Raw genomic sequence first — 13505 nt, 5'->3', positions numbered from 1 at the left:
ACAACAAACCCAGTTTTGTTAACGCTTTCTCTTCAACCAAACCATATTCACCAGACGTGCTTCAAGCCATGCCCGGTGAACCCTATTTTTACTCGTTAATCAAATTTGCCCCATTTTCTTTAATTGTTTTTTGATACCAATAGAAACTATCTTTCTTATAGCGGGCTAATTCTTTCTCATCATTTTCATCACGGTCCACATAAACGAAACCGTAACGTTTTTGATAGCCGTTTAACCAGCTTAGTAAATCGGTGAACGACCATGTGCAGTAGCCTAGCATTTCCACGCCGTCTGTGATTGCTTCTTGAATGGCAATCGAGTGAGCGCGGATGTAGTCGATGCGGTACTCGTCATGGATCTCGTTTCCTTCTTCTAATGTATCATATTCGCCAAGACCGTTCTCAGTAATAAGTATCGGTAAACGGTAGCGGCTTGCGATACGGCGAAGGCCAACGCGTAAACCAGTTGGGTCAATATCCCAATCCCAGTTCGTTTTTTCTAAATATGGATTATTAACGTGACGGTAAACGCCAGGAAGTCCGCTTTCTTGTGTGGAACCTTTTTCACCGGTTGTGTTCATTTTACCAACGCCAACGCCATCTAGCGGGTTCGCCGCGTTTGTCATTGTGCGGTAGTAGTTCACGCCCATAAAGTCTGGTTTTCCTTTTTTTAGAAGTTCTGTGTCGCCTGGCTCTAAGTCTGGTGCGAAACCGTTGTCTTCTAGCCAGTTCCAGACAGCGATTGGGTATTCGCCCCAAGTGTAGACGTCCATCCAAAGGTGCGCGTTGAATTCTTCGCTGTTGTCAGCTGCTAACGCGTTCTCTGGTTTGCCATCAATCGCATAGTTCGGACCATATGCAAAACTTGGACCGATTTTGCCGTCCATGCCTAGTTCGCGGAATTTTGCGATTGCTGAGGCGTTGGAAAGGTTAGCGATGTGGTTGGCTTGGAACATCCGTTTGTCGTCAGTAAGACCTGGCGGGTGAAGTGCCAATTTGTAGCCATGCGAGATGAAAACATTTTGTTCGTTCAAAGTTACCCAGTATTTCACGCGGTCGCCATAGCGTTTGAAGCAAACTTCGGCGTAATCGGTGAAATCTTGAATGATGCGACGAGATTCCCAGCCGCCATATTCGTCTTGAATCGCTTGCGGAATATCCCAGTGGTAAAGCGTGATAACAGGTGTAATGTTATGAGCTACCAATTCGTCAACAAGTGCGTCGTAGAAAGCTAAACCAGCTTCATTTACTTCGCCATGACCTTTCGGGAAAATACGACTCCAAGCAATCGAGAAGCGATAAGCCTTCAATCCTTGTTCTGCCATTAGCGCAACGTCTTCTTTGAAGCGGTGATAATGATCGACTGCCACATCACCATTTGTTCCTTTAAAAGTTTTGCCGGGAATGCGAACAAATTCATCCCAAACTGATGGACCTTTACCTTCTGTGTCCCAAGCGCCTTCGACTTGATATGCTGCGGACGCTGAACCCCAAAGGAAATCTTTTGGGAAAGGCTTTAATGTTTTGTGTTGCATAATGCACCTCCGAAAAATTAAAAACGCTGATTTTGTCTTCTTGTTTATGGTTTAAATGTAAACGGTTTCGAGGTGAAAGTAAATATTATTTGGCGATTCGGGTCAATGTTTCAGTGGGTTGGAATATGTTTCAGGGGTGGAACGTAGTGTTTCATAGCGGGGAGCTTTGCTGAGTTAGAACCTAAATATGCAGTTGAATGAAATGAAACTGCCTTCCTTTCGGAGTATTGTGATGGGAGACAATGTTTTGTTTGCAGAGTATGGCGTCACATTTGGTGCCTCCGGATCTAGCTTCACGGGCTAGCTCCTCGAAAACTTCACGCCCTCCATAAAAATCAAAAGAGGATTTTTATTGCGGCCGCTCCAGTTTTTTTCGGAGCTGAACGAGCCCGTTCAGCTTTTCAAGTTGGGAGACTCCCTCTATTTACAAATCAAACGTATGTTCGTATAATAAGTGGTAAGGAGGTGTTTTGGAGATTTTTACTGTGTGTAAATAGGTTTTTTGTGAATTGTGTGTGAATATTGATTTATTCGAAAAAAAGAATTGTTTTTCAGTATAAAATATGTTACTTTAAAAGTTGGTGAACATTTTCACCTAAGGGAGAGCTAGAAAAAATACGAAAAACAGAGGAGTTTTTGCATGAAGATGTGGCTGAAAAAAGGGTTGTTAGTCTGGATGGTTATTGCTTTGGTAGTTTCGACTTTACCGGCATTTGAACCGCGGGCTGAGGAAGTCAAGGGAGATGTTGTTCCAACGCCGAAAACGACGGTGCAAGCGAAACCGGTTGAGTTGGTTGAGGAACGTACGGAGAATGAGATTGTTTATGATAATCAGAATGGGACGTTTACGAAACAGATTTTCACGGAGCCTGTGAATGTGAAGGAAGATGGCGAGTGGGAACGGGTGTCGAACGATTTGGTGACGACGGAAGATAATGTTATCGAAGCGGAACGTACTGAAATTAAGGCAAGTTTTTTACCGAAGATGGAAGACGGGAAGTATAGTGTTTTTGGCGAAGGGAATGAAGCGATTGCGTTTCGTTTTGAATCTGCTGAGGGCGAGAAGGAACTGACTGCCGTAAAGGACGTGGAATCAAGCGTTGACGGTAATGAAGTGCGATTTAAAGATGTTTTGCCGAACACGGATTTGCGGAATTTGCATTTTAACACGTCTGTGAAAGAAGACATTGTTGTTAATGAATATAATGGATTTAATATGTATAATTTCCGATTAGACACGAAGCTGAAAGTTGAGCAGTTGGAGGATGGTTCGATTACGTTTACGAACCGTAAGGGCAAGGTAGTATTTGAACTGCCAAAACCGGTGATGTCGGACTCGAATGTGGACGAGAAGTCTGGTAATGCGGCGAGTTCGGATGCGGTGGAATTCAAATTGGAGGCTTTGACGAGTACGGCTTATGCGCTACAAGTGGTTGCTGATGCGGACTGGTTGAAAGCGGAAAATCGTGAATATCCGGTGTATATTGATCCGAGTGTGCAGTTAAAGAAAGTGACGGATGCTCATATTGCGAGTGCTTATCCGACGACGAATTATTCGGGAAGTAAATTGTGGGACGCGGGACAAGGTGAGTATACGTTATCTGTTGGTCAATATGACGGCACGACAGGGATTAACTACGCGTACATTAAGCCGGATGTGTCATCTTTAGCGAAGGCATCGATTGAGTCCGCGACGTTCAAGGCGTATGCGACATGGCATTACTACCCATCTACGCCGAACTTGGTGAAACTGGATGAGGTCAAGGGTGCGTGGACGCCGGGCGCGATTACGTGGAATAATAAACCGACAGCGACGAATATTGCGCAAACGAACGTTGGCCGGGATCAGTGGGCTAGTTTTAACGTGAAGGATACGGTGCAGGCGTGGGCGCAGGGCACGCGGGTGAACTATGGCTTCATGATGCATACGACGAACACGCAAGGTTTTTGGAAGAAGTTCACCGCGACGGAAACGGGTAAAAATGTGCCGTATTTGGAAGTGACGTATTCGTATGCGCAACCTGCCAAAGCGACGGTGAAAACGACATCGAATGGTCCGGGGACTGGCACGGGGTATATGGATTTGACGTGGAACGCGGTGCCGGGTGCTACTGGCTACAAAGTGATTTTGTCCAACGGGTATAATTATCAGCAGTTCCCTGTTGGAAACGTCACATCTTGGACTTCGAAAGGAAAGGGTATTTTTCCGACGCAAGCGGAGATTGATGAGGGAGAATTTGATTTCCATACCGATGGCAAGGGTGTAGAATTTGCGAATGATCCGCGGGAACTCTATGAGAATGGCTATCAAGCTGGCAGTACTTTTGGATTACGAAACCAGCTGAAATATATAGTGCGGATTGTGGCGACGTTCCCAGGTGGAGACAGCCCGACATCGGATATTACGGATGTGTACATGCCGATAGAGACGCCAGCAGCACCGACTGGGAAAGCCTATGCCAATTTGGCGGGGACGAATACCGGTTATGTGCAAGTGAATTGGGCGCCTGTTGCAAATGCAGAAGGTTACATCGTGACAATGTTTGACGGGAAAAAAGATGTCGAATTTGATGTTGGAAATAAGACGACTTGGACGACGCAGAATAAAGGACTTTGGCCAACGAATGCAGAGATTGCAGCAGGTGGCTGGGAGCTTCATACGGATGGAAAAGGCGCGGAATTAGCGCAAGACCCGTCGCCGGTATATAAGAACTCGGGCGGAACGCTAGGTCATTTGAAAACATACGCTTTCCGAGTAAAAGCTTATACGAAGACGGGCAAACAGGCGGCTAGTGCGATTTCGGGTATTTACAAGCCAACGATTCCGCAAGTCGGTTCGCAACAAGGGATGGTGGATTATTGGACATCGATTCCTGTTATTGGCGGCGAAGTGAATGCGACGAATGGGAATTTCTTGTTTAGTGAGACGGATTTTGAATTAGAAGGACGCGGGCCAAGTATTAATATTAGCCGTACTTTTAATAGCCAGAATGACCAGGTTGGTCTTTTTGGGAAAGGTTGGACGAGTACGCTGGAAACGCGTGTGGCGGAGCAACCGAATGGTGATGTGATTTTGTTTGAATCGGATAACAAAACGCAGCTATTTACGAAAAATGACACGAAATATGAGGCGCCTGCTGGTGTTTATAGCGAGTTATCGAAGACTGCAAATGGCTTTTTGCTAGTGGAGCAGGACAAGTCGGAAGTGGCGTTTAATGCTGTGGGGCAGTTGTTGTCGGAGAAGGATCAGAACGGCAATACGTTAACGTACATGTATACTAGCGGTAAATTGACGAGCATGAAGGATGCGTCGGGTCGCACGGTGAGCTTTGGTTATGCGAGTGGCGGAGCGCAGATTACGAAGGTTTCAGGGCCGGAAAGTCGTGATGTGACGTTTAGCTATGATGCGCAGAAGCAGTTGACGATGTCGACAACGCCGCGCGGGAAGCAGTATCGTTATGGCTACACGGATGGCTTGCTGACGGCGATTTATGATCCAAAACATACGGATGAGAAGCCATACAAGACGGCTTATGAATATACGGATAAGAAACTTGTGAAAGTGACGGATCCAGTTGGAAAAGCGACGATGCTGAGCTATGCGCCTGAGAAGCGCGAGGCGACGCTTGTGAACGCGAAGGGTAAGAAGACGGTTTATACCTATAATCAGGCGGGAAACCCCGAGAAAGTGGTTGTAGACGCGGATGGCTTGAAGTTAACTACGACGACGAGCTACGAGGCGAATAACCTAATCAAAGAAGTGAGTCCGAAAGGGCAAGAAGAGACGTATACGTATGACGCAGACGGAAATGTGACGTCGGTGACTGATCCTTATGGAACGGAGAAATACGCGTATAACGAGAATAATGATGTGATTTCTGCAACAGATACGGAGAATCGCGAAACAACGACAGCGTATAGTGGCGCTGATGCAGTATCGGAAACCATTCAGACGGAAGCCAATATGTCTTCTGTGACGCAATATGATGCTTACGGGAATCCGATAAGTGGCAGTGGTGATTTGTCAGCTGCTGGGAATTTATTATTGAATAATGGTTTCGAAGGCGGCGCAACTCTCCCAAACTGGAAGATGCTTCAAAGCAACACAACGGGCGGTTTAAGTTTTGATAGTAGCGAAAAAGGACCTGGTAGTTTGGGCGGCAGTGGTGCTCTCAAAATTTCGAGTGAAGGAGCGAGTACGGAGAAAGGTTACACAGCAGCGACGCAATATGTGGATGTGGAGCCAAATACGACGTACACGTTGAGCGCGACTATTAAAACAGCGAATATGACGAATTCAGATGCTTTCCTAATGGCACGCTTGCAGACAGCAGCAAGTAAAGATGTTACGGATGGCAATGTGTGGAACTCGAACCGTGCGGCTACCATGCAAGGAAATCGTAACTGGTTGAAGCGCCAAATGACATTTACAACAACGAAAGAAACCAATAAAGTTTTGATATATCTTATGAGCGAGCAAATGGCTGGAGCAAAAGGAAAAGGCACAGTCTGGTATGATAACGTGCAACTTGAAAAAGGAAGTACTGCGTCGAGCTACAACCCACTTGTTAACAACAGCGTGGAGAATAGCACCGAACTAACGGCAGATGGCTGGGTGCGTGCTGGCAACACTAGCCTAACGGCGATGCGCATCACTGACACAGAAGCATTCAGCGGCGACAGTTCCGTCCAACATGAACGTAAAGCAACGACAGAAGAAAATGCTTTCCTAAGACAAACTGTCACTTTAAATCAAACAACCGCAAAAGCAGTAACGATTACCGGCATGTCCAAATCGGAGAACGCCAAAGCCAGCGGTACAAGCAAACTGAGCGATGACTACGCGTTATGGGCCGATGTCCGCTATACAGACGGTACAAATGAATACGTACGCGCACGATTCCCACTAGGAACCAACGATTGGAACCGAAGTGCAGTTGTTGTGAAACCAACGAAGCCAATCCAAACCATCCGCGTATCCACCATGTTCCAAAACAGCGCGACAGGAAAAGCTTGGTTTGACGATGTACGGATTCTAGATGGCGAAGTAATGACAAAAAACACCTACGATTCAAACGGCAATTACGTGGTCGCTTCCTACGATGAAGAAAACCGCAAAACGGCCTTCACATATGACGTCTACGGCAACAAGCTGACAGAAACCGATGAAAAAGGCAACACGAAGAAATTAGAGTACAACGCGGATAATCAACTGACAAAAACAACACTAGCAAACGGTACGGCGGTTGCTTATAAGTATGATGATAATGGCAATAGTATAGAGCAGTCATTAAATTATGGTGAGAAAAAGAAAACCTATAATTACACTTACAATGTCGACAACCAATTAACATCATTTACGACACCGCTAGGAACTAAAACCACTTATGATTTTGATTTGAATTCAAATATTAGTCATATTACGATGCCAAATGGCAATGAGATTGACTTAGGGTATGACACAGCAGATAGGAACAATATTGTCAGATGGAACGGCGAGGTTGCATATCAGTATCAGTTTGATGCTAGTGGTAATGAGACCAAAATGGATGATGGCATAAACGACATTACTAGAGCTAAAACATACGATAATGCTAATCGCTTAGTGAAGCAAGAAGAGCGCGGGAGTCTAGTAGAAAGAATATATAAAGAGAAGGCGGATTCAGAGGATAAGAGCCTTGGACAAGCTATCAAAGAGATAAATGTAACTCATGGTAGCTATCAGTACAAGGCATCCTATATTTATAACTCACTGGATCAAAATACTAGGGTTAATGTCAGTAATAAGAGTTATTACTTTGATTTCGATGAATTTTCAAATGTATCAAATATAATTAGTGGAAATGGTGTTGGAACTAATTTTAATTACGATACTACGCAAAAAGTTACAGAAGTGCAGATAGGAACAAGATTGGGAAATTCACTTTTTGAAGAGTCTTATACGTATGACAATACAGGCAATAGAATTGGAATTGATAATAAACAAAAAGGGAAAACAATTTATGAGTATGATGAAATTAACCAATTGACACAGGAAAGCACATCAAATGGCACGGTTAAAGAATATATTTATGATGGTTTTGGTAATAGAGAACAGGTGAAAGATTCCAGTGGTTTATTATCGCAGAAAGCCAGTTACAATGAAAATAATCAACTAATCAAGTGGAATGATAAGTCCATTCTTTACGATGCTAATGGTAATCGAATTGAAGATGAACGCTTTCAGTATACTTGGAATGCGGCAGATCAACTGATATCAGTGACAAAAAGAGGGGAAAGCACTCCTTTTGTTACTTACAAGTATGATGATAGGGATCGTCGAATAGAGAAGAATGTAGGTGGGAAGAAGACCAAATATTATTACGAACAAGATAGTATAAATCTGTTGTATGAAACGGATGAAAATGATATTGTAACAGTTCAATATATCTATAATGCTAGTGGCTATAGATTAGCAATGAAGGCTGCTAACAAAACTTTGTTTTATCAGTACAATGCTCATGGGGATGTAATTTTATTAACGGATGAAGATGGAGAAGTAGTCGCTGAGTATGAGTATGATGCCTGGGGCAATATTCTTCTGTCCAATGAAAAATCAGCAGAGGCAAAACTGAATAAGTTTGGTTATGCAGGATATATGTATGATGAAGAACTATCATCTTATTACTTGATTGCTAGATATTATAATCCAATGCAAGGGGTATTCCTTTCTAGAGATTCCTATTCAGGTAATGATGATGAACCAGAATCCATGAATAGTTATAACTACACTCATAACAACCCGATAAAGCATATCGATCCTGATGGCAATTTCATCTTTTTGGCACCTGCGGTGTACTATATAGCAACTGCAGGAGTTTTAGTTATTGGTGGTAGTTATTATGGCGCTAAATCTTTAAAAGCAGCTCGCAATATATGGAAAAATAAAAGTCAGCGTAAAAAAACGCATCTGTCTATTGCAGATGAGTACGGTATCCCAAAAGCTTTACAAAGAGACGGCGGTAAAAGTGTAGACTTAGGAGTTTTTAATCAAAGGGTAAAAGGTTCAAAACAGGCTTATAAAGCTAAAAATGGATGGACTGTTGAACGAGATCGCGGTAAAGGTAATAGCCATGGAGGGAGTCATTGGAAGTTGAAAGATAAAAAAGGAAAAGCTAAAGCGACTTTGGATAAGGGTGGAAAGATACTCAGGAAACCATCCAAACAAAAATAGCATAAAGGATTTATGTGCAGATGGATTGATCATGGGGAGGAGCAAAGTAAGTGTCCAATAGTTATGATTTTGCAAAAAAAATTTAACTTTACGGGTATAGAAAATATTAAAGACATTCTTGAAGATGGCGAAGGTTTTGTAGACTCGTTAGTAGAACTGAATCAAAATAAGTGGTTTATTATTGATTTTCTGCCTGAAAGAATGGAGAATACGTATATTTTTGACAGCTATTTTGATATTTACCATACAAAATTTGATCGGCGAAGAAATAAAGAATACTTGGCTTACGAGCATAAATTTCTTCAAGCAATACTGAAAATTGTCGGATATAGTGATGAGACATATATAATCAGCCCTGAATTATATAAAGAATATGGACAAGTTCCCTTTAAATTACCGGTTTCAGACAGGGGTGAAGTATACTTGGGCGGTGTTCGCAATGCAAGCCTCACTTTTCGAATAAAATCTATGGCGCAACTAAAACGGCAAAAAACAGAAAAACAAGTGAATTTGCGAGACTTATTAAAAAAAGGATTACGAGGTCAAGCAGAGGTGACTATTTTTATATGTGATATGAAATTAATGTTGTCTGTTTCAGTGATGCATGTAGCTTGTTTGATGGAACAGCGGAATGAGCTTATGGATAAAGTAGTAAGTACAGAGGGATTATATATTAGAATACCTGAAGAGGGTAGCTTTTAATAATTACTCAATATCTACGATGATAAGTAAGAGTAATGTTCTGTGGGTTTAAAGTATCGGTAGAGCTATCAAACGAAGTAATATAAATCATTTTGAGGATTTGTATTACTTCACTACATAAAATTTGGAATATATTTAAAAGAGTTTAATCTGGGGCAGTAGTATCAAGATGAAACATCATATTATAAAGTCAGGATGTCAATATACATACAGAGATGCTGCTACAAGCTTAATCAAAGAATTGAATACAATCAGGCAAATGTGTATGTAGAAGATATATCTCCGTTTCTGTCGGATGATCTAGTATTAAGCCGTTTAAAAACTGTGTCGAGTTTCGGAAAAGAATATCTATCCGATAATATTGATTTTCAATGGTTATATGGATATGTATCTTCCATAAATCCAGAGTTATTTGGTAAGTTAGAAGACTATGATGAAATAGAGCAAGGAGGGCGATTATTTATAAAACGAGCCTTAGAAAAAGAACCAAAAAATATTTTTTTGCAAATGCTTGAGAAAGGAGCAGAGCCACACGATAAATACTCTAAGTGGAAATATGATAGACATAATGATTTAGAGAAATATTTCAAAAATTTTTTCCAAGGATGTTCACTATATGATGAGTATTTTTCAGAAATAGACAATCAATCACATTGAAAATCACTACTATAAGAGAAGAACGGATAACATTTTGCAAGTGATTTAATAATTATAGGTATGTTTAATTGTAGACAATCGCACGAAAAAAGGAGAGTGCCACCAGGAATGGATATAGTAAAAAAATAGCGAGTATGGATAATAACTATAAAATGAATAGAAGTATCTATATACATCCTGAAAATATAAAAAAGATGTTAAGTTCTGAAAAGGAAGTATTAGACTTATTAATTACACCATTTTTAATAGGGGAAAGAGACCAAGAGGTATATGAATTACTGTACTATAGAACTTATAGTGAGGTTATAAATGACGGAGAGAGTGAAACAATAACATATGATTCTGGTAAACTTCTTCCAGCCGAGATAACATCTCGCATATTCCCAGGAGCATACATTAATAAGAATGACATTGCTTTTTTTAATGAATTTTGGGGTTCATACTTTAACGCCATGGAAAAAATGAAATTTAATGATGATGCAACAGCTACGACATTATTGAAAAAAGGAGCACAGATATTTTATGAAGTCGTCTAGTTTACATTGTCTTTATGAGAAGTAATTAGAACATGAGATACCTTAAGTATGTTCTCCTCGCGGGAGGGGGACATGCTATACATACTCGCCAAGATAAAAACTTAGTGCATAGAAAGGGGGAAATATGACACCTGAAAACATAAAAAAATGAATGCTAAAGAGTTACAAAAAAAATTTAAAAAAATACTACAGATGAAGAGATGCGAATATTCCTTGAACCAGTACAAGACACTTCATAGAACCGGAGAGAATCAAACTGAAACAAGTATATTCAGAGTTAAAAGCTTACAGAAGCTAGGTTAATTTGCGATTGTGTTGTTACAAAATATCATGATTTTCATTTAGTCTGGAGTTCCCTCTAAGCGATGGTAAGTATACGTATACATGGGATACAGCAGACCAACTCATAGCTATCACGAAAAAAGATGAGACAACCCCATTCGCAACCTACAAATACGATGACGATAATCGCCGCATTGAAAAAACAGTGAATGGACAAACAACCAAGTATTACTACGATGGCGATAGTATTTACGTTCTGTATGAAACAGATGGCGCAGGAACAGTTCAACGCCAATATGTTTATTCGGATAGTAACGTTCGTATGGCAATGAAAGTTGGTACAAAAACAGTATTCTATCACTACAACGCGCATGGCGATGTGGTTGCCCTGACGAATGAAGCAGGCGACACGATAGCAGAATACAGCTACGACGCATGGGGTAACGTGCTAAAAGCTACCGAGACGACCAATGAAGCCAAACAAAGCCCATTTGGCTATGCTGGCTATACGTACGACAAAGAAATTGGTATGTATTACTTGATGGCTCGCTACTATGAACCAGAACAAGGTATTTTTATAAGTGTCGATCCAGATCCAGGTGATGAAGATGACCCATTGACGATGAATAGCTACAACTATGCCAACAACAACGCAGTGATGCATATCGATCCAGATGGGCATTGGGTATGGCTGGCGATTAATGCGGGATTTGCAGCATATGATGGCTATAAAGCTTATAAGAAGACAAAGAGTTGGAAAAAAGCTGGAATAGCAGCAGCAAAAGGAGCTCTTGGTGGGGGTAAATTTAAACTAGCAAAAAAAGCTCTTAGAGGAGCTAAAAAAATTATACCGGTTTGCCAAACCAAAAAATTATACACCAAAAGGCGCGGGAAGAAGAGGCGCTTTCAGAGCCGCTAAAAGAAAATTTGGAATACCTATGTCGCAACATCCAACTAGTGTTAAACCTGACAAAAAACAGGCAGGGTAAAGGAATACCGGGACGAGACTATACATTTGGAAAAGGTAAGCGAAAGAGAGTTATTAGAGACCATTCTGGCGGACATAGGTATAAAGATGATCCTTCGCAAAATAGAGGGCCTCATTTTAATGGTAAGAATGGTCGTCATTATGACTATTTTGGAAGGTTGGCATGGTAATTATGAGTAAAGTATGGACTGAACTTAAGAAAAATGGACTAAATTCAGAGCTGAATTGTGTAGCGATAAATGGTATTGAAATGGAAATCGGTCAACAAAACTATCAAAGGTATTGTATAGAAATACTAAGTGATATTTTACCTGGGAAATCTGATATGAGTTACTTCGCTTTAATAGTTGAAGAGATAGAATTCCCCACACGTGTAGATCGTTATAAAAAGATTTGGAGTAAAAATAAAGATGTTATTAATAGTATGGAGTGTAGCTTATCTCAAGAATATGCAGAGGAAATAGATGGGGTAACTTTCTTTTATGGAGTTGTTGAAATTAAGGATGATATATCCAAAAATATAATGAGCATAATTAATGGAATCCCAGATGCTATAGTCTTTGGTGAAATGACAAAATTGGAAAATTTAGATATACCAGCTATATTTCAAGATGAGTTTATAAAAGTGGATAGTGATGATACTTTTACACAACGTGATTATCCAATTTATTTTCAGATGATGGATTCTGGATTTGAAATATGCCTTTATGTTTTTCTTGCTATTCCTTTTTCATTAAATATAGAAGGGAATGTTGAAATAGATACGGAAAGATTGAAAGTTGAACTGAAAGAAATCGAGAATGAAAATTGGACAATCGATGGAAAGAAGGTTTTTATCTTCAGTATTCATGATAATAGGTTTGGAATAGTGGGAGATGGAACTACCGTACCAGATTTCTTTTGGATGATAGGTTGCATTGAAGAAGGTGGGCTCTGGGTAGATTTGTCTAGTGGGAATCATTGTGTCTATGAACAAACAGATCAAGGAATATTTTTGCTATTTGACGAGATAGGGAGTTTTGTGGAGGCGTGTGAGAGTTAATAAGGTTTATAAAGCCTTCACGGCTTCTCTAAAGAAACTCTACGGTGCTCCATCACTAAAAGCTTGCCAAAGCCAATTAGACTCTTTTTGCCAACAGTGGGGTAAGTACCCAGGTGCCATCGATGTTTGGGTGCGGAATTTTAAACATGTGGAACAATTATTTGATTATGGCAGCGCCATCCGTAAAATCATGTATACCACAAATGCCGTGGAAAGTGTTCATGCGAGCTTTCGCAAAGTCACGAAGAAAGGCGCCTTCCCGCAAGAAAACGCCTTACTCAAAGTCCTGTATTTACGCGTCAAGGAACTGCACGCGAAGTGGGCAGAGGGACATATCCAAAACTGGTCACTCGTCATGAACCAACTTCTTCTTTTGGATTCTCTTAAGAATCGTGTGTCGCATTACATTTCTATTTCTTAATTACACACTTTTCTTGACAAACCCCTGGTTTCATTAGTTACGGTTTCTCTTTTTATCTTAGCAACAGTTGCATATGTAGCGACTAAAATACTTTTTTGGACAGAGTTATAGCAAAACACCCCAACCGTCA

The 13505-nt window shown here is 40.9% G+C and carries 8 protein-coding genes and 1 pseudogene; 8 read left to right on the top strand and 1 reads right to left on the bottom strand.

Translation table 11 applies throughout. From position 1 onward, the window contains the following. Nucleotides 1-88: 88 nt before the first annotated feature. Nucleotides 89-1534 (bottom strand): glycoside hydrolase family 1 protein, encoded by a 1446-nt coding sequence (locus PRIP_RS06720; protein ID WP_036084771.1) that lies wholly within the window; start codon nucleotides 1532-1534, stop codon nucleotides 89-91. Between the two features lie 640 nt (nucleotides 1535-2174). Here PRIP_RS06720 and PRIP_RS06715 point away from each other — a divergent pair. The 8 genes and pseudogenes from PRIP_RS06715 to PRIP_RS06685 all read left to right on the top strand — a co-directional run bounded on the left by PRIP_RS06715 (nucleotide 2175) and on the right by PRIP_RS06685 (nucleotide 13375). Continuing rightward, on the top strand, nucleotides 2175-8747 hold the full coding sequence (locus tag PRIP_RS06715) for a DNRLRE domain-containing protein (RefSeq protein WP_052008776.1): 6573 nt from the start codon (nucleotides 2175-2177) through the stop codon (nucleotides 8745-8747). Nucleotides 8748-8810: 63 nt separating this feature from the next. Then, nucleotides 8811-9449: a hypothetical protein gene (locus tag PRIP_RS06710; RefSeq protein ID WP_036100284.1), complete on the top strand. Its 639-nt coding sequence runs from the start codon at nucleotides 8811-8813 to the stop codon at nucleotides 9447-9449. Between the two features lie 261 nt (nucleotides 9450-9710). After that, nucleotides 9711-10106: a hypothetical protein gene (locus tag PRIP_RS06705; protein ID WP_149023779.1), complete on the top strand. Its 396-nt coding sequence runs from the start codon at nucleotides 9711-9713 to the stop codon at nucleotides 10104-10106. Nucleotides 10107-10258: 152 nt separating this feature from the next. Continuing rightward, nucleotides 10259-10642, top strand: coding sequence for a hypothetical protein (locus PRIP_RS06700; protein WP_149023778.1), 384 nt, complete (start codon nucleotides 10259-10261; stop codon nucleotides 10640-10642). Between the two features lie 361 nt (nucleotides 10643-11003). Further along, a pseudogene (locus tag PRIP_RS06695) lies at nucleotides 11004-11843 on the top strand (RHS repeat domain-containing protein); the annotation flags it as partial. 38 nt (nucleotides 11844-11881) lie between these two features. Then, complete coding sequence (locus PRIP_RS16695; RefSeq protein ID WP_241434112.1) at nucleotides 11882-12082, top strand: HNH/endonuclease VII fold putative polymorphic toxin; 201 nt, start codon at nucleotides 11882-11884, stop codon at nucleotides 12080-12082. Next, nucleotides 12076-12954, top strand: a complete 879-nt coding sequence (locus PRIP_RS06690) for a hypothetical protein (protein WP_036100277.1) — start codon at nucleotides 12076-12078, stop codon at nucleotides 12952-12954. The genes PRIP_RS16695 and PRIP_RS06690 overlap by 7 nt, the downstream gene beginning before the upstream one ends. After that, nucleotides 12944-13375 (top strand): transposase, encoded by a 432-nt coding sequence (locus PRIP_RS06685; protein ID WP_241434100.1) that lies wholly within the window; start codon nucleotides 12944-12946, stop codon nucleotides 13373-13375. Before PRIP_RS06690 ends, PRIP_RS06685 begins: the two co-directional genes overlap by 11 nt. Nucleotides 13376-13505 lie beyond the last annotated feature (130 nt).

This window comes from Paenilisteria riparia FSL S10-1204 (assembly GCF_000525995.1).
GTDB classification, from domain to species: Bacteria; Bacillota; Bacilli; order Lactobacillales; family Listeriaceae; genus Listeria_A; species Listeria_A riparia.
The sequence above is the reverse complement of the archived record's forward strand: the minus strand, read 5'-3'. Positions and strand labels throughout refer to the sequence as shown.